Genomic DNA, 19,764 nt, shown 5'->3' on the forward strand with positions numbered 1-19,764 from the left:
CGGCAGTGGCCTACCCGCCGTGCGCGGTTCCATGCAGGACGGCCGTCGCGAGAACGGCAGGGTGAGCCCGTCCGGCCCACGTGCCGACCAGGGCGTCGCGATCAGCCGGGTCGTCCAGCGGGACGCGATGCAGGGTGAGCACGGCGGTGCCGACGTCGACGACGGTGTCGGTGCCGCGGGAGTCGACCGACGGCGCGTGGACGTCGGGAACGTCGGCGCCGGCCTGTCCGGTTCCGTGGACGAGTGCGGTGACTTCGCGCTCGGGCCCGGGCTCGGAGTACTCGAACGCCGCCTGAGTTCCGCCCGTGAGAACGGTCCGCAGCAGCGTCGCCAGATACACTGGATCGTGCGCCGCGTCGTGAACGTGGCGGGTCCCGAGCACGCTGTGCTCCATGGTGGTGATCAGCGCCGTCTCGGCGCCGGGTAGCGGTGCCGATCGGTACGTGAGAGGCACGTGCAGGATCGTCCCGTCGGCGGCGCGGAGCAGGTGCGACTCCAGTCCCACCTCGCCGTCGGGATCGTCGAAGCGGTAGGCGTCGACGACCTCGAGCGTGCCGACGTCGATGCCTGCCGCCCACGGCTGCAGCGGAACCCACTGCCGCAGCAGGTCGATCTTGGTGGGAACGATGGTCGCGCGATGAATCAGGGCCACGCCGCGCACGCTACGCCGCGGTGTCAGTCCTCGGCGGAGGTCTCGGCGGCAACGGTGCCGAAGATGTCCGCGCGTCCCACGCCGTCGAGTACTGCGTGCCGGAGCTCGGGTGGCACCAGCAACACCTCTCCGCCGACGAGCAGTCCCTGGTCGATGAACGCTCGGAGCTTCGCGGTCACCAACTCCGCCGTCCGCTTGTCCTCGCCCTCGAGGTCGTCGTAGTTCTCGTCCAGATTGCCCTCGGGCGGGTCAGGCGTCATGGCGGCCAGCACCGCCTGGGCGACGAAGCTGTCGGCCACCGAGGCGGAGACGTCGATCTCGTCGTCGGCGGACAACTGCGCCGTGACGTGCGCCGCGACGACGGTGCGCAGAGCGTCCGCCTCGCGCGCCCGGACGTTCGCCGCGAGTGGTCCGGGAGCGGCGCCGGCGTCCGAGATCTCGACGACGCCGGACGACACGGCGGTGGTCCAGGCGTGGGCGAGTTCGGGCACGTCGGCGGGCATCTGGAACGTCGACGCGGGCACGGTGAGCCCCAGCGCGGCGGCCACCTCCTTCGCGTCGATCGGCCGACCGGTGCTCGACCAGGCGAGCAGGGCGTCGACGTCGCGGACGATCGCGAGCTCGGCCAGTGCCGCCGACTCCGCGTCCGCAGTCACCTCGGGCAGGGTGATGTCCTCGGGCGTCAGCGTGTCGGGGACGCCGTCGACGAAATCGGTGAGGTCCTCCATGCAGTGCTCGTAGTCGGCGTCGCTGCCGCTCCAGATGTCCTCGTCGTCGAGGAACGTCAGATAGGACAGGGCGCTGAACACGAGGTGGAGCGCGGCGTCCTCGCTCGCCTCGGTGTTCTGCGCGAGGACGGATTCGGCGGCGTCGAGAACGAGGTGGGCGTCGTCCGGGGTCCAGGCCGTGGGGGTGAATCCCTCGTGGACCCGGGTGAGTTCACCCAGGAGCGACTCGACGACGCGACGCGTCGGCTCGACGTCTCCCGCGCCCTCCTGAGCGGCCATCCACGTCACGAAGCGAGCGAGCACCCGTTCTGTCGTGGACGCCGTCGGCCCCGAGGTCTGTCGGCGTCTCCGCGCCGCGGTCTTGGCGGCGCGCTTCTGCCCGCGGTTGCCCGGTCGGTTGGATCCCATGCGCCGACCTTAATGCGGTCACCGGTCCGGTCGTCCCGTCAGGTCGACGCGGGCTGTGACCCAGATCATGTGTCGTCGGCGCGCGCTTCTCCGTTCTCTGTACGACTCACCTTCATACGAACACGAGCGCGCCCGGTAGGGGCAGCGTCGAAAGGAGTGCATCATGGCCGACTTCATCGAGAAGGCTCAGAACAAGGTCGACGAGGCCGCAGGCGCCGCGAAGAAGAAGGCCGGAGAGGTCACGGGCGACGATTCGCTGCGTACCGAGGGTGCAGCCCAGCAGACCAAGGCGGACGGCAAGCAGGCCGCCGACAAGGCCGGTCAGGCTGTCGACGACGCCGCGGGTGCCGTGAAGGACAAGGCCGGGGACGTCGCAGACAAGGCGGAGAACGCGGCGAACAAGGCTTCCGACAAGGCCGACGAGGTCGCGGACAAGGCTGCCGGCAAGGCGAACGAGGTGGCCGACAAGGCCGGGGACGTCGCGGAGAAGGCAGCCGACAAGGCGAACGAGGTGGCTGCCAAGGCGCAGGACAAGGCCGGCGAGGTCGCCGATCGTGCCAAGCACGCCGCGGACAATGTCGCCCAGCAGGTACGCAGCTTCGACGCGAACTCGTCCGACGTGAAAAAGGCCTCCGCAGTGAGCGCCCCCGTCATCGCCGCCGTCGTCGGTGCGATCGTTGCTGTCGTCGTGGTGCGCCGTCGGCGCAACGCCCCGCGCCGGGTCGCCCAGAAGCGATTGTCGGTCGCGCAGAGCTTCGGTCAGGATCTGGCCGAGACGGTGAAGCACAAGCTCGACCGCTGATCACCGAGAGATATCCGGGTCAATGCTGCGGACTGTTCGTTCGAACGAGGGGGCAGCGTTGATCTGATCACCGTGCACCGTCACCACGGAGCACAGTGACCACCATCCGAATGCGGCGTCTGCACGGGGCAGGCGCCGCATTCGTGTGTCCGGACACTGCTGACCGGTTCCGCGGGAACCGAACGTGAGTCCTGCCCGTCCATGCCTGCACACGCCGCCGACGACCGGTCGCCGGCGCCGGGCGGGGGGGAGCACGGCATGGAACACACGGCTGTCGACGCGGCGACCATGGTGGACGCGGCCAGGGCGTTGGGCAGGGTGTCGCTGGATCTCGAGCGGGAGGTCGCGGAGGCCGCTTCGGTCGTCGCCGCGGTGTCCGCCTCGTGGCAGGGCCTGGCGGCGACGGCGTTCGTCGACGGGTGGGGCACCGTTCATCACGGCGCCCGGTCGGTGGTCGCGGCGCTCGAGGACTCAGCGGGTCGACTCGAGATCGCAGCCATTGCCTATGCGGGACAAGACGACACGTCCGCGGCCGCGATCGCGGGTGCGGTGTGACGGGCTACCGAGTCGACCTGGCCGAACTGGATGCCGTGGTCGTGAGGCTGACGCGGTTGGCCGAGGCCACGCGGGTCGCACTCGACGACGTGTCGGTGCGGGTGTCCGCCCTGCCGTGGGAGGGCACGGCGGCAGAGGCTCATCGCGCCGCGCAGAGCGCATGGTCGGCTGGGGCTCGCGAGATGGCGGTCGGTGTCGAGACCATGAGAGACACTGCGCGCCGGGCACACTCGTCGTACACCGCAGCCCTCCAGTCGAACAGCCGCATGTTCGGGCGCGACTGATGGCGCCCCCGGTCGTTCTCGACGTGTCACCCGAGGTCTACGCCGAGGCGGCTCGGTCGGTGTATCGCGCGGACGAGATCATGGCGAGTGCGGTGAACGTCCACCACGGTGCGTCGCGCGCGTGGGCCGCGATGGCGGGAAGCGACGCCGCGGGTGAGCAGTGGGGCCGGGCGTACGACGGATCCGTCGTCGATCTCTCCCGCGCACTCGCCACGACGTTCTCGGCGACGTCGGTGCTGGCGCGGCTCGTCGATCAGGCGGGTGCGAATCACGTTGCGGCGGAGTCGATCGCAGTGGTTCCGAGTACCCCGCCGCCGGCAGGACGGGCACCGTCCGCCGCGCGGCAGCTCGAGTACCCCAGCGCGGTGGGTGACCTCGGCCCGGGGCTCCAGGGTGCGGTGGAGCTGGCCGACGCGGTCGGCGTGCCGTGCCCCAACGGCGACACCGACGCACTGCGGGACGCGTCGAACGCGTGGATCGTGCTGGGGCAGGCGATGCTCGACGCACGGTCCGAGGTGCTCGGTGCCGCGGCCGATCTGGGTGCCGTGGACGTGCCGGAGCGGGACGCGATGGTGCGGGACCTCCGTCGACTGTCCGAGGCAGTGGAAGCGGTGGCGGGTGCGTGCTCGGGGCTGGCCGCCGCGTGTCACGACTACGCCGAGCAGCTCGAGAAGACGCGCCGCGACATCCGCGACCTGATCGAGCAGTTCGCAGTGGAGGAGGCGGCGGCCGTCGCGGTCGGTATCGGGTTGGCCTTCGTGTCCGCGGGACTGTTGGCCGCGGCGGGAGCGGCGATCACGGCCGGTCGTTTCGCACGTACCGCCTCGAGAGTGCGCGCGGTCATCGCGGCGCTGCACGCGTTCGCTCGGATGCGGCGCACCGAGACGTCGATGGCGACGGTGCGACGAGCTGCCGACGACGTGGAGGATCTGACCACTCGTGTGCCCGTCGGCCTGGACGACGTCAGTGCGGCGGAGCGTGCTGCCGGTCCGCCGCCGGCAGGGTGGTCGTCCACTCGTGCGCTCGACGACCACTTCGCGCGCCACGGCGCCGACGTGGGTGCACGGTCGGCCGACGAGTACGCCGACCTCGCGGCGCGGTTCCGCACGGAGGGCTCGCATCAGGTCAAGGTCGGCCCGGACGGCACCGTGCGGATGTACGACCCGGAGACCAACACGTTCGCGTCCTATACGCCGGACGGCACCACCAAGACATACTTCAAGCCCGGATCCGGTGCGTCGTACTGGGACCGCCAACCAGGAGTTCCGGAATGACCACTCACCTCTGCCCGGTCTGCCACTACCCCGGTCTCGCGGACCCGCCGTGGTCGGAGGCGGGCCCGTCGTACGAGATCTGCCCGTCGTGCGGCTACGAGTTCGGTGTCACCGACGACGACCTGGGGGTGACGCCCGAGTCCTGGCGCCGGCTGTGGATCGACCGCGGGCATCCGTGGAGTTCGACGGCACCGCCGCCGCCCGGCTGGGACGGCGCACGGCAACTCCGGCGCTGACGTGCGGGAAGGCCGGAGGCCGGTCGGTGGACTGCGGGAAGGCCGGAGGCCGGTCGGTGGACTGCGGGAAGGCCGGAGGCCGGTCGGTGAATCTCCAGTGTCAGGGGAGCAGGTGCGAGTACGCGGAGCACGTGGAGGCGACGCCGATGTAGACGAGTCCGTCCGACTGCTCGTCCGACCATCCGCGCACTCGCGTCCGGTCGGCGGTGTCGGCGAGGATGTCGACTCCGGTGCGTCCGACGGCGAGGTCTCGGCAGATCGAGGTGACCGAGGTGTCCATGAAGGCGGCGGTGTCCGGGTCGGTCGGGTAGCCGGCCATCTGCATGATCTCGGCGAAGGCGTCGAACGGTTCCTCGGCGGCCTGCTGGGCGAGGGGAGCGATCTGCACCGCCGGGGTGTCGAGGACGACGGGCGCGTCGACTGCGGTGACCGGCGCGGCGGGTGCGGGGGCGTCCGAGGCACTGGCCGTGGCGGGGGCACTGTCGGACAGCACCATCGTCGTGGTGGCTGCGCCGGCGAGCACGGTCACCGCGGCGCCGATCACCGCGATCCGTCGTCCGGTGCGAGTCGGTCGCCGATGTGCTGGCATCACGTGTCCTCGGTTGGTGGGTCAGTCGCTGACTTATACCCATTTCCGAGCAGAATGTTACTGGAGTCTCACAGGAATCAGGGAGGACGCGCGCATGGAGAAGGTGACGGCCCGGACTCTCGGGGCGTGGGTCATCACGGTGAATCCCCGCAGGACCGACGTCGCCTCGTTGCTCGCCGACGGGCACGCGGGCGGTGACTGGTGCGTGGCGCCCAACTACCGTTCGCGCCTCATGGCGGCCGGTCAGCCCATCCTGCTGTGGGTGAGCAACCGATCCGGCGTGCACCCCGCGCGGGGATTCTGGGGCGTGGGGACCGTGCTCGGCCCCGCTGTCGACATGCACGATCCCGACGATGCGCGCCTGCACGTTCCCACCGAGATCACCATTCTCGGCGAGCCCGTGACGGCCGCGGAGTGCGCCGGGACGGCCGGGCTGGACCGACTCGAGATGCTCCGGTCGCCCCAGCAGTCGAATCCGTCCGTGGTCACCGCCTCCGAGTGGTCGCTCCTTCGCGCTCGTCTCGAACGGGCACCGGAGGCCCCCGGCCTTCTCTAGTGTCCGAGGTATGACAGCTGATGTTCGCGCGAGCACGGTCGACGCAGTCCTGACGAGGTCGGCGCGTCGGTACCCGGACCGGGCAGCCCTGGAGTTCGACGGTCGAACGCACACCTATGCGGAACTGGACGCGGTGGTGTCCCGCGTCGCTCGGTACCTGGTGTCGACGGGGCTCGCACCGGGAGAGCGGGTCGCGGCCTACGGCACCAACTCCGACTCCTACATCGTCGGGTTCCTCGCCTGCTGCCGTGCCGGGCTGGTGCACGTGCCGATCAACTACGCCCTCGTCGAGGACGAATTGACCTACCTGGTCGGCCAGTCCGGTGCTCGCGCGCTGCTGGTCGACGACGCTCTGGCGCCGGCGGTCGACGCCGTGCGGACGGGTCTCGATCTCGACGTCGTGCTCTCTCTGCAGGAGCTTCTCGACCTTCCCGACGTGTCGGTCGCGCTGCCCACGGTGCTGACCACCGATCTCGCCCAGTTGCTGTACACCTCGGGAACGACGTCGAAGCCCAAGGGCGCGATGATGTCTCACGGTGCGCTGGTGAGCGAGTACGTCTCGTCCGTCCTGGCACTGGCGTTCACCGCCGACGACGCCCCGCTCGTCGCGATGCCGCTGTACCACTCGGCCGGCATGCACGTGTTCGCCCTGCCGTACCTGTCGGTCGGCGCGACGGTGCGCCTGATGGCGAAGCCGGACGTCGCGGAGATCCTGCGCCGCGTCGAGGCCGACCGCATCGGTTCGCTGTTCCTGGCGCCGACGGTCTGGGTCCCTCTGGCGGGACACCCGGATCTCGAGACCCGCGATCTGTCGTCCCTGACCAAGGCGCAGTACGGGGCATCGATCATGCCGGTCACGGTGCTGGAGCGGCTGCGGGCGCGGTATCCGGACCTTCGGTTCTTCAACTGTTTCGGACAGTCGGAGATCGGTCCGTTGGCGACGGTGTTGCAGCCGGAGGAGCACGATGCACGGCCCGCCTCGTGCGGGCGCGCCGTCTTCTTCGTCGAGACGCGGGTGGTGAACGCCGAAGGTGAGGACGTGGCGGACGGTGAACCCGGCGAAATCCTCTACCGCTCACCGCAGTTGTGCGACGGGTACTGGGAGAACCCGGACGCCACGGCCGAGGCCTTCCGCGACGGATGGTTCCACTCCGGTGATCTGGTGACCCGGGACGCGGAGGGATTCGTGACGGTGGTGGACCGCATCAAGGACGTCATCAACACCGGCGGCATCCTGGTGGCGTCGCGGGAGGTCGAGGACGCGATCTACACCCATCCGGCGGTGGCCGAGGTCGCGGTGATCGGCGTTCCGGACGAGAAGTGGATCGAGGCGATCACGGCGGTGGTGACGGTGAAGGACGGTCGTGCGGTGACCGCCGAGGAGATCATCGCCCACGTCTCGGGTCGCATCGCACCGTTCAAGATTCCCAAACAGGTGCGGTTCATGGACGAATTGCCGCGTAACCAGAGCGGCAAGCTGCTCAAGCGCGCGCTGAGGTGATCGAACCGGCGTTCGGCGTGTTACCTGTGTGACTGGTGTGACTGATGGTACTTCTGACACCGAGAGCTTCCGCGTGTCGCGGTAGCCGAATCGGTCGGGGAGTCGGTCATGCAGGTCGGTAGACGCGTTGCGCAGATTCTGTTGGTGGTGGCGACGGTGATCGCCACCCTGTCGGTGCCGACCGCGTCGGCGGCGAGTCCGTATGTCGGACGCCAGGGCATCGGGCTCAACGGCATCGACTTCCGGAGCAGCTCGAGCGCCCAGCAGGCACAGGCGACCCGGGTCGCGGGTACGGGCGCCAAGTGGGTCCGCATCGAGATCGACTGGTGGTACGTCCAGGACGGTGGGCCGACCGCCTACAACTGGTCGGGTCCGGACGGTGCTGTGGCGGCGGCCAAAGCGAAGTCCCTCAACGTCCTGCTGCTCATCCAGAAGACACCGCCGTGGGCTCGGACCACCAGCGACGGCAGCACACCGCCCACGAACCCGGACGACTACGCGACGTTCGCCGCCAAGGTCGTGAGCAGGTATGCGCCGCAGGGGGTTCGGTCGTTCGAGGTGTGGAACGAGCCGAACCTGTGGATGTTCTGGGCCGACCCGGTGACGGGCAAGCCGAACGTGCAGGGTTACGTCGATCTGCTGAAGGCGGCCTACCCGAAGATGAAGGCCGCCACCACCAGCACCATCAGCATCGTGGCCGCCGGACTGTCCCCCTACGGCACCACGGGTCAGAGCCCGGAAGGGCACGCCGTCTCACCGATCACCTACCTCGATCAGATGTACGACCTCGGCGCCGGACCGTACTTCGACGCCGTCGGCTGGCACCCGTACACCGCGCCCGCGTTGCCGAACGACACTGCCGACTGGAACGCGTGGTCGCAGATGAGCGTCGACTTCACCAATCCCGACGGCACGATCTACCAGAAGAGCGCGCGCACGATCATGACCGAGAACGGCGACGCCGGGAAGCTCATCGTCATGACCGAGGCCGGCGCCGCCACTGCGGGCGACCCGAGCGTCAGCGAGCAGGTACAGGCGACGGCCTACCGACAGGCCGTCGACAACCGCCTGTCCTACTCGTGGGCCGGGCCGATCTTCTTCTACGAGACCACAGACCGCGCCGCGATGACCGCGGTGAACCCCGACAAGGAGAACTACTTCGGGGTCTACCGCTCGAACGGGGTGGCCAAGCCGGCGGTGACCGTTCTCAAGAGCGTGCGCTGAGCTCACTCACACCCGACGCCGTCTCCGTCGCGGTCCAGGTGCGAGCCGTAGCCGGGGTCGCCCACGCGGACGGGCGCCGCGCCGGCGTTCCGAGCCGCGGTGCAGTTCGTGTAGTACGTCGATCCGGACGACTCGGGAACGACGGCCGGCGCGACGTACGGAGCCGGTGCGGGTACCGGCGCGACGAACGGCACGGGCGCCGGGACGTAGGCGCGGTCGACGTCCGGCACGTCGACGTCCGGCACTTCGACGTACGGGGTCTCGACGTACGGCACCGTCGTGGTGGGCGGCGGTGCGTACACGGTGACGGTCTCGGGAGTGGTCGTGACGGCAGTGGTCGTCGACGTCGTGGTGGTCGGCCGCGGGGTGGTGGTCGTCGCGCGGGGAGTGGTGGTCGGTGCGGCCGACGTGGTGGTGAGGGTGGTCTCCGCGCTCGCGGCGACGGGTTCGGGTTCCTGCATCAGCCCCAGTCCGACGACGGACAGGCCCACGAAGGCGGCGACAGCGGCCGTGATCTTGCCCTTGTTGCCCTTCTTGCGGGCCTCGATGTGGGGCGGCTGGAACGGCGGCGGATACGCGGTCATGCAGGTCCTCAGGTGAATGGCAGCAACGGGTCACACCACACGTCGCGCGGGGCGCGCGTCACGTTACAGGGTGGTCGGTTTCCGTCGGAACGCGCTGCTCAGGGCAGTGCGGTCAGAGTTCGGACCACGTCCGAAGAATGCAGGACATCGGTGACCACGCGATCGATCCGCCCGGCATCCTCCGCGCCGACGAGCCGTTCGATCTTCTCCACTATCTGCGCGTGATCCAACGGGAAATGGTCGACGTCTCCCACCGGATCCGGTGAACCGGCCGACACGGTCTCGCCGGAGACGAGAACGATGTCGACCTCCGCGGCGCGTCGGTCGGGCAGCAGCGCCGTGAGCGCGGGCGACGACTCGACGTCCACCCGTGCGCTGAACTCCTGCGCCGCACGGAAGGTCGCGCTGCCGGGCGTCAGGGTCTCCACGTCGATGCTTCCGGCCACCACCGCGGCGGACACGACGAACGGCAGCGAGAACATCGCACCGAGCCGCGTCGAGGGGTGCCGACCGAACAGGGGTTCCGCCAGCGCGTGGGTGCGGACGCGCACGCTCGCGATGTCGGCGATATCCAGGTTCGTGCGCAGAGCCTGCACGATGTCGACGGCGGCGTGGGTGTACGAGCAGCTGGCATGGCGCTTCGCGTACCCCTGATCGAGGGCGAACGTGCCGTCCGGCGCGGGTGCGAGCTTGTCGGCATCGAGAGTGCCGACGATGTCCCCCAGAGTCGTCGCCGCCGCGCCGCTGTTGTGCACCAGTCCTGCCGAGGACAACCGCGCGGCGTCGAGTCCCGCACGGACGGCGCCGCCGATCCACAGATTCCGGCCGAAGTTGCCCGCGAGCACCACGGCCCACGGTGCGACGTGCACGAGCGCGGTCGAGGCGTCGATCGCGGCCGCCGTGCGCTCGGCGTCGAGATCCCACACGACGGCAGCGGCGGCGGCGGCGCCGGTCGCTCCCCAGTGTCCGTGGGTGTGCCACTTCGGGTCGCGGGTCAATGCGGCACCGAAGCGGGTGGCCACCTCGTAACCGGCCACCACGGCGGCGACGAACCGGTCGCCCGACACCGGCTGTGCGCCGAGGCGGGCCGCTGCGACGGCGGCCGGAAGCACATGGGCGGCAGGGTGACCCGCCGCGTACTTGTTGCCCTCGTCCAGTTCGAGGCAGCACGAGGCGATCGCGTCCAGGTAGGCCGCCGTCTCCACGCCGGTGCGGGCGCCGCGACCGACGGTGGCCGTCGTGCCCGGTTCGGTTCGCCACCGCGTGAGAAGCGCGGTCAGTTCCGGTGTCCGCGCTCCCGCCAGGGTGACACCCAGAAGGTCGAGCAGCACGGTGCGGATCCGACTCTCGTACGCGGTACCGGTTGCGGGTAGGTCCACGCAGAACCGCGCCAGATCGTCGATGCGTAGTCGCACCTGTTCCGCTGGAAGGAACGTTGCCGAGTCGGTCATGCGGCAACGCTAGGACTGACGCTCGTGCTGGTCAATACATCTGTCGGACGTGATCAGGGCTGCTAGGGTCGGCATCGACAACAGTCAGGCATCGCGGTGTCTTCGGTGACGATCCGCTCAGCGGAACACAGCTCGCCGTGAACCCCAGTCCAGAGGAGAGAATCGAGCCATGTCGGACAGACTTCTCGAGGCCGTCACGGCCGGTGTACGCACGGTCGATCTCGGACGCCAGCTGCGGGTCGGTATGCCGCAGTCGCCGAATCACCCGCAGTTCTGGCACACGCTTCCGCGTCGGCACGGTGACATGACCCGGTCGGACGGCGGCAGCGCCGCGAACGACATGATCACCACCGGAACGCATGTCGGCACCCATATCGACGCGCTCGCCCACGTCTCCCACGAGGGGAAGATGCATGGCGGTGTCGACGCGGCCGAGGCCGGTGTCGGTGGCAAGTACGTCGAGCTCGGTGTGCACACGATCGCGCCGATGATCCGCCGCGGCATCCTGCTCGACATTCCGGCCGTGCGCGGAACCGAGCGACTCGAGGGCGGCGACGAGATCACGGTCGACGACCTCGAGTCCGCCTGCGCCGCCCAGGGTGTCGAGGTGTCGGCCGGCGACGTCGTGCTGATCCGCAGTGGGTGGGCGCAGTTGTTCGACGAGGGTCAGCCCTATGTCGGTGGTCCGTCCGGGGTTCCCGGCGTCGGCGAGCCCGGCGCGCAGTGGCTCGCGTCCCGAGAGGTGCACGCCGCGGGCGCCGACACCATCGCCTTCGAACGCCTCGCGCCGGGCGGTGGCCACGCGCTGCTCCCCGCTCACCGAGTCCTGCTGGTGGAGAGCGGCATCTACATCATCGAGGCCCTCGATCTCGAGGAGCTCGCACGCACCCGGACGTACGAGTTCACCTTCGTCCTGGTGCCGCTCAACATCTTCGGCGCCACGGGATCGCCGGTGCGCCCCCTTGCGGTGGTGTCGGCATGACCGAGTCCACACTCGCCCGCACGCTGGCGGAGTTCGCGGTGGAGCACTCGTTCGACGATCTGCCTGTCGACGTGGTCGACAGCATCGGGCTCCGCGTCCTCGACACGCTCGGGATCGCGATCGCGGCCACGGAACTCGACACCAGTGCGATGGCCACCGCGTGGGCGCGGGAGCAGGGCGGCCGGGCCGTCGCCTCGGCCGTCGGCGTGAAGGAGAACCTCCCGCCTACCCTCGCGGCCTTCGTCAACGGGGTGCTCGCGCACTCCCTCGACTTCGACGACACCCACCTGCCCTCGGTACTGCACCCCAGCGCGTCGGTGGTACCGGCCGCACTCGCCGCGGCGCAGCAGCACGGTGCCTCCGGCCGGGACCTTGTGCGCGGCATTGCGATCGGCCTCGAGGTGTGTGTCCGCCTCGGCATGGCGGGTTTCGATCCGAAGACGAAGAACTCGGTGTTCTTCGAGAACGGGCAGCACGCCACGTCCATCTGTGGAGCCATGGGCGGTGCGGCCGCTGCCGCGGTGATCGGCGGCGCCTCGGCCGACGGCATCGTCGACACGCTCGGTATCGCGGCGTCGATGGCGGCCGGCATCATCGAGGCGAACCGCACCGGTGGCACGGTCAAGCGCATGCACTGCGGGTGGGCGGCGCACTCCGGCGTGTCCGCGGCCGGTCTCGCTCGGCACGGCATCACCGGACCGCCGACGGTGCTCGAGGGCAGGTTCGGATTCTTTCAGGCGTGGCTGCACCAGAGCGGACGCGCCGCCGAGATCACCGACGGCCTGGGCAGCACCTGGGCCGCGCCGGGTCTCTTCGTGAAGCCCTACCCGGCCAACCACTTCACGCACGCGGCTCTCGATGCGGCGGCGGCGTTGCGGAATCGGGGCATCACGCCCGCGGACGTCGAGCGGTTCGTCCTCGGTGTCCCCGCTGCCAACCTCCGGACCATCGGCGAACCCATCGAGGTCAAGCGCACCCCGCAGACCGGGTACATGGCTCAGTTCAGCGGACCCTACGCGGTGGCGGTGGGCATGCTCGGTGGCGGTGGACTCGGTGCGGTACTGGACGACTACACCGACGAGAAGGCCACGTCGACGGAGCGTCGCGACATCATGGCACGCGTCGACGTCGTCCCGGACGCACAGTGCGACGCCATCTTCCCGCACCAGTTCCCGGCCGTTCTCACGGCGCATCTCAGCGACGGCACCACCGTCGTCGAAGAGGTGTTGACCACGCGCGGCGGACCGGAGCGGCCGTTGTCGTTCGAGGACGTTCGAGCGAAGTTCACGGCCAACGTCGACGGCCTGCTGAGCGTGCAGGCAGCCGACGCCTTCGCAGCGCAGTGCGCCGGCCTCGCCGACCTCGAGGACCCGGGCGTGCTGTTCGATTCGATTCGTACTCTGGGGAATTAGAGTCGGACCCGGGCCAGGATCTCCCGGGCGCCGCGGACCACGGCTTCGTCGACGAAGCGTCCGTCGTCGTCGACCGTGGGCCCGCCGGCCGCCCGGTCGAACAGGTCGACGAGGCGCTCGGCCCGGCGCACGTCGTCCGCCGCCGGTGTCAGGGCATCGTTGATCACGGGCACCTGACCGGGATGCACCGCGGTGCGGGAGCGGAAGCCCATGTGCACGAAGTGCGCGGTAGTGGTGACGAATGCGTCGAGGTCGCGGAACTCGGTGGAGGTCGGTGCGATCGGTGCCTCCAGACCCGCTGCTGCGCAGCCGATCACGATGTCCGCGCGGATGGCGTCGACCACGTGCTCGGTGTCCGCCGCGCGGGTGATCCGCAGATCGGCCAGCAGGTCCACCTCGCCGATGCCGACGGTCACCAGTCGGGAACTGCTCGCCAGATCGGTCAGGCCGCGCAGGGCGGCCGCGGTCTCCACCAGACCCACCATCGCGATGTCCGCGTCTCCGAGTCGCTCGTCCGCCTCCGCGAGGGAGGCCGCCCCGCACTTGGCCACGATGATCCCGGTGACGCCGGGGCGCGCCGCCGCGGCGAGGTCCTCGGCGAGGAACTCGGGTGTCACACGAACCCACACCTGCGCTCCACCGTCGCGCGGACGGTCCAGCCACTGCGCGACATCGGTTCTCGCCGTGTCCTTCTGCGCGAGTGGGACCGCGTCCTCGAGGTCGAGGATGACGGCGTCGGCCGGTCCCGAGACGGCCTTGTCGAACAAGGCGGGCTTCACGGCCGGCACGTAGAGGAACGAGCGCGGCATGCGGCGGGTCATCGGGCGGCCCGCGCTTCGAGGCTCTGCGTGATCGCGCGCGCGGCGGCCAGCACCTGACCGGCGTGCGCCACGTGATCGTCGTCGGCGGTGGAGGAGTAGCGGAAGGCCGGTCCGGAGGAGCTGACCGAGCCGAGCACGTGGCCGGCCGCGTCGAAGAACGGGGCGGCGATGGAGGCGGCGCCGGTGTTGCGCTCGTTGATGGAGGTCCCGTAGCCGGTGTCCCTGATCTCCTGGAGCCGGGCCAGGAACGTCGTCTCGTCGGCGTCCGGAGTGCTGCCCCGCAGCTCCTCGAAGGCCTCGTGCGCGTAGTGCGGCGGAAGGAACGCGAGGATGGCGCGGCTCGAGGCGCCGGAGTGCAGCGGGTACTGCGGGCCGATCTCCACCACCATCTTCACCTCCTGCGGGCTCTCGTACTGGTCCAGGTAGACCCGCCGATGCCCCACCAGGACGGACAACGTCGCCGTCTCGAGGGTCTGCGCACGTAGTCGGCGCAGGATGGGAGCGGCGATGGAACGGACGTCGAGCTGGCTCCATGCCTTCGTGCCGAGTCCGATGGCCGCCGGGCCGAGGGAGTAGGTGGACTCGCCCGCCACCGGCTGCACGATCGAGCGCGATGCCAGGGACTGCAGGATCCGGTGCACCACAGCCTTGCTCAGGTCCAGGCGGCGCGCGAGCTCCGTGACACCCAGTGCCCGGTCGGACTGCGCGAAGGACAGCAGGACGTCGGCCACCCGATCCGCCGATTCGGTTCCCGTCGACGCGGAGTCGGTGCCGGTCGAGCTGGTAGTTGCGGCCATGGGGCCAACCTTCCACATTCGCTGAGTACGTGCGCGGCTTCGGCGCGTTCCGCTGAGCGAACCATACCCGTAACAAGAAAGTCATCAAAGAGCCTGTTCTGACCCAGTGATGCGTGTAATACTCAGTACTGCAGGGAATAGCCACCCACTAAGTGGTGCGCTGAGCGGAACACAGGCCGTGTCCTTCGGTCACACGGTTTCCCGAGACTCGGCGCCTCGATCGGCGCGGAAGGCAGATCCAATCATGAGAAAAGTCGTAGGCGTGCTCGCCGCAGTGGCCCTTCTGGGCACGGCTGCGTGTGGATCCTCGTCCGGATCGGACGGTTCGGGTCCCATCAAGATCGGATCCGTGCACCCCACCACCGGTGCGCTGGCCGGTGTCGGTGGACTGATGAACGACGGTGCCGCACTGGCCGTCGAGGACATCAACGGTGCCGGCGGCATCTCCTCGCTCGAGGGGCGTCCACTGGAACTCGTCACCGGTGACAGCCAGGGCAAGGCGGAGGTCGGCCAGAGTGAGGCGCAGCGTCTGATCGACGACGGCGCGGTCGCACTGGTGGGCACCTATCAGAGCGACGTGACGCAGAACGTCGCGTCGGTCGCCGAGCGCTCGCGGGTGCCGCTGGTCATCGACGTCGCGGTCGACGACAAGATCCTCGACCAGGGGTACCAGTACGCATTCCGTATCCAGCCGAATGCCTCCAGCATGGGTACCGACGGCGCCAAGGCGCTCGCGGCCATCGAGGAGCAGACCGGCCAGCCGATCGATCGCGTGTCGTACCTGCACATCGAGGGCTCGTTCGGTGACAGCGTGTTCGACGCCTTCGAGAAGGAGGCCGCGAACCAGGGCATCTCCTCGGTGCAGGAGATCACGTACCCGGCCACCAACTTCTCCGACGCCACGACGCAGGTGCGCGAGGCCGCGGTCTCCAACCCCGACGTCATCGTCGCGACGGGCTACTACCCGGACGGTCTGCTGATCGCGAAGGCCGTCGAGCAGTTGAATGTCGACGTCAAGGGTGTCTACGGCATCGCCAACGGCGCCTTCGACGACAGTTCCTTCCCGGCTGCCGCCGGCACCGCCGGTGAGGGTGTGCTGTCCGCCAACTACCACTTCGATGCCACCAGCGATCGAGTCAACGACATCCGCTCGCGCTTCGAGGAGAAGTACGGCCGTCCGATGGAGACGGCGGCGATGCTGTCGTACCAGGCCGTCGAGGTCATCGCGGCCGGACTCGAGGACGGCGCCGACGCAGATCCGGAAGCGTTGCGCGAGGCCATCTCCGGGGTCACCATCGACGACCCGCTGCTCGCCTTCTCCGGTCCCATCCAGTTCGACGAGACCGGTCAGAACTCCAACGCGACGGTCATCGTGATGCAGGTGCGCGACGGCCAGGTCACCCAGGTCTTCCCGGACGAGTTCGCCACCGAGGCCATCGAGTTCCCCGCGGGAGCGGGCCGGTGACGGTCGTCGCCGAGAGCGCGGCCACGGAGAAGACCCGGCGCGCCGTGAATCCCGGCGTCGCCGTCGGGGGAGCGCTCGTGGTGATCCTCGCCGTCATCTTCTTCGTCGGCGGCAAGGACCAGGGTCTGGTCGGCCAGGCCATCGTGTCCGGTCTGCTGCTCGGCGGGGTCTACGCGCTGATCTCGGTCGGCCTGACACTCATCTTCGGTGTGCTCGGCATCGTGAACTTCGCCCAGGGCGCGATGCTCACCCTGGCGATGTACATCGTGTACGCGCTGTCTACGGCGGGGTTGCCCGTCTACGTGGCAACGCTTCTCGCAGTCCCCGTGATGTTCGTGTTCGGCATGATCGTGCAGGCCACCCTGCTCACCAAGCTCACCATCGGCGGGAGCCACGAGGGTCCGCTACTGGTGACACTCGGGTTGTCGTTGCTCATCATCAACGTGCTCCTCATGGTCTTCGGTGGTCGGCCCAAGTCGGTGGAGGCGCCCGTGGACGGATCGATCTCGATCCTCGGCACCGTCGCGGCCTGGCCTCGGGTGCTCGCGTTCGTCGGTGCCGCGGTCGTGGCGATCGCGCTCAAGTCGGTGCTCGAACGCACGCGCCTCGGGTTGTCGATCCGCGCGGTGGCGTCGAACTCGGAGGGCGCCAAGCTCGTCGGAGTCGACATCGGCCGCGTCTACGCGCTGACGTTCGGTATCGGCGCGGCTTGCGTGGCCGTCGCCGGCGGACTGATGACACCGTTCACGTCTCTCACCCCGTCGGTGGGCGAGCAGTTCACGATTCTCGCCTTCGTCATCGTGGTGCTGGGCGGTCTCGGCAGTGTCGTCGGAGCCATGGTCGGCGGCATCGTCATCGGTCTGGTCCAGACGGTCGGCGCCCTGTACCTCCCCGGTACCGGATCGCTGATCCTCGTCTTCGCCGTGTTCGTCATGGTGCTCTTTCTCAAGCCCGAAGGTCTGTACGGAGGACGCCGATGACCACCACGACGGATGTCTCGACGGACTCCGCGTCCGACACGCGGCTGAAGGACTCCTGGCTGCGACGCCAGTTGCTCACGCTCGTCATCGGATTCGTGGTCGTCGCCGCGTTCCCGCTCGTGCTCGGCGAGCAGGCGCAGACGGTCGCGGTCCGGACATTGATCTTCGCGATCATGGCCGTCGGCTGGAACCTCATGAGCGGCTTCGGCGGCATGTTCAGCTTCGGTCACGCGGCGTTCTTCGGCATCGGCGCGTACACCGGTGCGTATCTGCTGGTGGAGCACGGCATCTCGCCGTGGATCTCCATGCTCGTCGGCGCCGTGGTGTCCGCCGCGGTGGGCACCACCATCGCCTACCTGTGCTTGCGCTACCGGCTGGCCGGGTCGTACTTCGCCCTGGCGACGTTCGCCTTCGCACAGATGTTCCTGCTGCTCGTGCAGAATCTCGAGGTCTTCAACAAGACCGAGGGCTTCAACGTGCCGATCCTGCCGCGTGATTCGTGGTGGATGCTGCAGTTCGAGAAGGGCAGTGCCACCTACCTGTGGATCCCGTTGGTGATCCTGGCGCTCGCGGTGCTGGGCACCATCTTCTACGTCCGGTCCCGGCCGGGGCAGTACGTGCAGGCGATCCGCGACGACGCCACCGCGGCAGCCTCTCTCGGCATCGACACGATGAAGTACCGGCTCATCGCGGTCGCGGCGAGCTGCGCCCTCACGGCCGTGGCCGGCGTGTACTACGTGCAGTACTACTTCTTCGTGGGCCCCGAGCAGGCATTCGGATCCGCGGTGTCCGTCGAGGCCATCGTCCCGGCCGTCATCGGCGGCATCGGAACCATCTGGGGGCCGGTGCTCGGCGCCGCGGTCATCGGGCCGCTGTCGGAACTCATCAACGAGCTGCTGCGCAACCCGCCTGCGTTCCTCGAGTTCCTCCAGGGATCCATCGGACTCGACGTGGCGGTCTACTCGGTGATTCTCATCCTGATCGTGATCTTCCTGCCCAAGGGGATCTTCGGCACGATTCGCGAGAGGTGGCGCAAGTGAGCGTCCTCAGTATCGAGAATCTCAGCAAGTCGTTCTCGGGCATCCACGCGGTGCGCGACGTCAGCATCGACGTCCCGGACGAGCAGTTTCTCGGCATCATCGGCCCCAACGGCGCCGGCAAGACCACTCTGTTCTCGCTGTTGGCCGGCGAGCAGCCGCCGACGTCGGGTCGCGTGATCTTCGACGGTACCGACATCACGGGGTGGCCCGCGGACCGCATCGCCCGCGCAGGTCTGGTGCGTACGTTCCAGTTGATGCGGCCGTTCGAGTCGATGTCCGTTCTCGAGAACGTCACCATCGCCGCACTGTCCAAGCGTAAGTCGCGGAAGGACGCGCGTCGGCACGCTCTCGAGGTGCTCGACCGGGTGCAGCTCTCCGACCAGGTGGGCGGGACGGTGTCGACGATGTCGACGGCCGGACTCAAGCGCCTGGAGCTGGCCCGCGCTCTTGCCATGGAACCGCGGGTGGTCCTGCTCGACGAGGTGCTCGCCGGACTCGTTCCGGCGGAACGTGCGCCGATGATCGAGCTGCTGCGCTCCCTGCACAGCGGCGGGCAGACGGTCCTGTTCGTCGAACACATCATGGCCGCGGTCATGGCGTTGTCCGAGCGTCTGGTCGTCATGCACGAGGGCGCGGTCCTCACAGCGGGGGATCCGCGCACCGTCATCGAGGACCACCGCGTCGTCGAGGCCTATCTGGGTGAGGAGACCGCATGATGCTCGAGATCGACGATCTGCACGCCGGCTACCGGCGACTGGAGATCCTGCACGGTGTCACGATGCATCTGGAGAAGGACGAGATCGTCTCTCTCATCGGAGCCAACGGCGCCGGCAAGACCACGACGCTGCGCGCCCTGTCGGGTCTGGTCACGCCCAGCAAGGGCCGCATCATGTTGGACGGCAGCGACATCAGTGGCAACCGCGCCGATCGCATCGTCCGGTCGGGACTGGTGCACGTCGCCCAGGACCGCGCACTCTTCGGTTCGCTGCCGGTCTCCGAGAACCTGGAGATGGGCGCGTACACCCAGAAGCGCGGGTCCACGAAGGAGTCGCTCGACCGCGTCTTCGATCTGTTCCCCATTCTCGCCGAGCGGCGGACCCAGCGCGCGGACACCATGTCCGGCGGTCAGCAGCAGATGCTGGCCATCGGCCGCGCCATGATGTCGAAGCCGCGTGTGCTCACGCTCGACGAACCGTCCGTCGGCCTGGCGCCGAAGCTCGCCGCCGAAGTCCTCGAGGCCATCGTGCGGATCCGCGAGACCGGGGTGACCGTGCTGATCGTCGAGCAGAACGCCGCACAGGCACTCGCGATCTCCGACCGCGCCTACGTCATCGAGAGCGGATCCATCGTGCTCACCGGTACGGGAGCCGAGCTCGCCCACGACGATCGCGTCAAGGCTGCGTACCTCGGCATCTGATGCCGC

The 19,764-nt window shown here is 69.0% G+C and carries 22 protein-coding genes; 15 read left to right on the forward strand and 7 right to left on the reverse strand.

Annotated features, from left to right (window positions below):
- Positions 1-10 precede the first annotated feature (10 nt).
- Together J4E04_RS04395 and J4E04_RS04400 are read right to left on the reverse strand one after the other, a co-directional pair.
- Complete coding sequence (locus J4E04_RS04395) at positions 11-652, reverse strand: CG0192-related protein (protein WP_490149958.1); 642 nt, start codon at positions 650-652, stop codon at positions 11-13.
- Positions 653-675: 23 nt separating this feature from the next.
- The gene (locus tag J4E04_RS04400) at positions 676-1,788 is read right to left on the reverse strand and encodes a hypothetical protein (protein WP_056442034.1); all 1,113 of its coding nucleotides are present in this window, start codon (positions 1,786-1,788) and stop codon (positions 676-678) included.
- 163 nt (positions 1,789-1,951) lie between these two features.
- Here J4E04_RS04400 and J4E04_RS04405 point away from each other — a divergent pair, with 163 nt between their 5' ends.
- The 5 genes from J4E04_RS04405 to J4E04_RS04425 all read left to right on the forward strand — a co-directional run bounded on the left by J4E04_RS04405 (position 1,952) and on the right by J4E04_RS04425 (position 4,939).
- A complete protein-coding gene (locus J4E04_RS04405; RefSeq protein WP_261778159.1) occupies positions 1,952-2,590 on the forward strand; it encodes a hypothetical protein in 639 nt (212 codons plus the stop codon).
- Between the two features lie 258 nt (positions 2,591-2,848).
- Positions 2,849-3,145: a WXG100 family type VII secretion target gene (locus J4E04_RS04410; RefSeq protein WP_490149959.1), complete on the forward strand. Its 297-nt coding sequence runs from the start codon at positions 2,849-2,851 to the stop codon at positions 3,143-3,145.
- Complete coding sequence (locus J4E04_RS04415) at positions 3,142-3,429, forward strand: WXG100 family type VII secretion target (RefSeq protein WP_490149960.1); 288 nt, start codon at positions 3,142-3,144, stop codon at positions 3,427-3,429. The genes J4E04_RS04410 and J4E04_RS04415 overlap by 4 nt, the downstream gene beginning before the upstream one ends.
- Positions 3,429-4,703, forward strand: coding sequence for a WXG100-like domain-containing protein (locus J4E04_RS04420; protein ID WP_490149961.1), 1,275 nt, complete (start codon positions 3,429-3,431; stop codon positions 4,701-4,703). The genes J4E04_RS04415 and J4E04_RS04420 overlap by 1 nt, the downstream gene beginning before the upstream one ends.
- Positions 4,700-4,939: a hypothetical protein gene (locus J4E04_RS04425; RefSeq protein WP_027504748.1), complete on the forward strand. Its 240-nt coding sequence runs from the start codon at positions 4,700-4,702 to the stop codon at positions 4,937-4,939. The genes J4E04_RS04420 and J4E04_RS04425 overlap by 4 nt, the downstream gene beginning before the upstream one ends.
- A 100-nt stretch (positions 4,940-5,039) precedes the next feature.
- Here J4E04_RS04425 and J4E04_RS04430 read toward each other — a convergent pair whose 3' ends face one another.
- Positions 5,040-5,528: a hypothetical protein gene (locus J4E04_RS04430; RefSeq protein WP_155956948.1), complete on the reverse strand. Its 489-nt coding sequence runs from the start codon at positions 5,526-5,528 to the stop codon at positions 5,040-5,042.
- 94 nt (positions 5,529-5,622) lie between these two features.
- Here J4E04_RS04430 and J4E04_RS04435 point away from each other — a divergent pair, with 94 nt between their 5' ends.
- The 3 genes from J4E04_RS04435 (at position 5,623) to J4E04_RS04445 (ending at position 8,809) form a co-directional block, all read left to right on the forward strand.
- The gene (locus J4E04_RS04435; RefSeq protein ID WP_051613120.1) at positions 5,623-6,084 is read left to right on the forward strand and encodes a hypothetical protein; all 462 of its coding nucleotides are present in this window, start codon (positions 5,623-5,625) and stop codon (positions 6,082-6,084) included.
- Positions 6,085-6,094: 10 nt separating this feature from the next.
- Complete coding sequence (locus J4E04_RS04440; protein ID WP_490149962.1) at positions 6,095-7,585, forward strand: fatty acyl-CoA synthetase; 1,491 nt, start codon at positions 6,095-6,097, stop codon at positions 7,583-7,585.
- 108 nt (positions 7,586-7,693) lie between these two features.
- Positions 7,694-8,809 (forward strand): cellulase family glycosylhydrolase, encoded by a 1,116-nt coding sequence (locus J4E04_RS04445; RefSeq protein ID WP_222639510.1) that lies wholly within the window; start codon positions 7,694-7,696, stop codon positions 8,807-8,809.
- Between the two features lie 2 nt (positions 8,810-8,811).
- Here the strand turns inward: J4E04_RS04445 and J4E04_RS04450 are convergent, their stop codons facing one another.
- On the reverse strand, positions 8,812-9,393 hold the full coding sequence (locus J4E04_RS04450; protein ID WP_051613121.1) for an excalibur calcium-binding domain-containing protein: 582 nt from the start codon (positions 9,391-9,393) through the stop codon (positions 8,812-8,814).
- 98 nt (positions 9,394-9,491) lie between these two features.
- The gene (locus J4E04_RS04455) at positions 9,492-10,844 is read right to left on the reverse strand and encodes an MmgE/PrpD family protein (protein WP_490149963.1); all 1,353 of its coding nucleotides are present in this window, start codon (positions 10,842-10,844) and stop codon (positions 9,492-9,494) included.
- 169 nt (positions 10,845-11,013) lie between these two features.
- Here J4E04_RS04455 and J4E04_RS04460 point away from each other — a divergent pair, with 169 nt between their 5' ends.
- Together J4E04_RS04460 and J4E04_RS04465 are read left to right on the forward strand one after the other, a co-directional pair.
- Positions 11,014-11,826, forward strand: a complete 813-nt coding sequence (locus J4E04_RS04460; protein WP_056442061.1) for a cyclase family protein — start codon at positions 11,014-11,016, stop codon at positions 11,824-11,826.
- A complete protein-coding gene (locus J4E04_RS04465) occupies positions 11,823-13,238 on the forward strand; it encodes an MmgE/PrpD family protein (protein ID WP_490149964.1) in 1,416 nt (471 codons plus the stop codon). The genes J4E04_RS04460 and J4E04_RS04465 overlap by 4 nt, the downstream gene beginning before the upstream one ends.
- Here J4E04_RS04465 and J4E04_RS04470 read toward each other — a convergent pair.
- Both J4E04_RS04470 and J4E04_RS04475 read right to left on the reverse strand, forming a co-directional pair.
- Positions 13,235-14,047, reverse strand: a complete 813-nt coding sequence (locus J4E04_RS04470) for an HpcH/HpaI aldolase/citrate lyase family protein (protein ID WP_222645591.1) — start codon at positions 14,045-14,047, stop codon at positions 13,235-13,237. The genes J4E04_RS04465 and J4E04_RS04470 overlap by 4 nt on opposite strands.
- A gap of 8 nt (positions 14,048-14,055) precedes the next feature.
- Entirely contained in the window at positions 14,056-14,856 is an 801-nt protein-coding gene (locus J4E04_RS04475) for an IclR family transcriptional regulator (RefSeq protein WP_222645593.1), read from the reverse strand.
- A gap of 244 nt (positions 14,857-15,100) precedes the next feature.
- On the opposite strand from J4E04_RS04475, the gene J4E04_RS04480 reads away from it, so the two are divergent.
- The 5 genes from J4E04_RS04480 to J4E04_RS04500 are packed head-to-tail and all read left to right on the forward strand — an operon-like array spanning position 15,101 to position 19,758.
- Entirely contained in the window at positions 15,101-16,321 is a 1,221-nt protein-coding gene (locus J4E04_RS04480; protein ID WP_490149965.1) for an ABC transporter substrate-binding protein, read from the forward strand.
- Positions 16,318-17,301, forward strand: coding sequence for a branched-chain amino acid ABC transporter permease (locus J4E04_RS04485; protein ID WP_027504755.1), 984 nt, complete (start codon positions 16,318-16,320; stop codon positions 17,299-17,301). The genes J4E04_RS04480 and J4E04_RS04485 overlap by 4 nt, the downstream gene beginning before the upstream one ends.
- A complete protein-coding gene (locus J4E04_RS04490; protein WP_027504756.1) occupies positions 17,298-18,341 on the forward strand; it encodes a branched-chain amino acid ABC transporter permease in 1,044 nt (347 codons plus the stop codon). Before J4E04_RS04485 ends, J4E04_RS04490 begins: the two co-directional genes overlap by 4 nt.
- Positions 18,338-19,057: an ABC transporter ATP-binding protein gene (locus J4E04_RS04495; protein ID WP_197027740.1), complete on the forward strand. Its 720-nt coding sequence runs from the start codon at positions 18,338-18,340 to the stop codon at positions 19,055-19,057. Before J4E04_RS04490 ends, J4E04_RS04495 begins: the two co-directional genes overlap by 4 nt.
- Positions 19,054-19,758, forward strand: a complete 705-nt coding sequence (locus J4E04_RS04500) for an ABC transporter ATP-binding protein (protein ID WP_056442074.1) — start codon at positions 19,054-19,056, stop codon at positions 19,756-19,758. Before J4E04_RS04495 ends, J4E04_RS04500 begins: the two co-directional genes overlap by 4 nt.
- The last annotated feature ends 6 nt before the right edge of the window (positions 19,759-19,764 follow it).

The sequence above is a fragment of the Rhodococcus sp. NFXS4 genome (assembly GCF_058139645.1).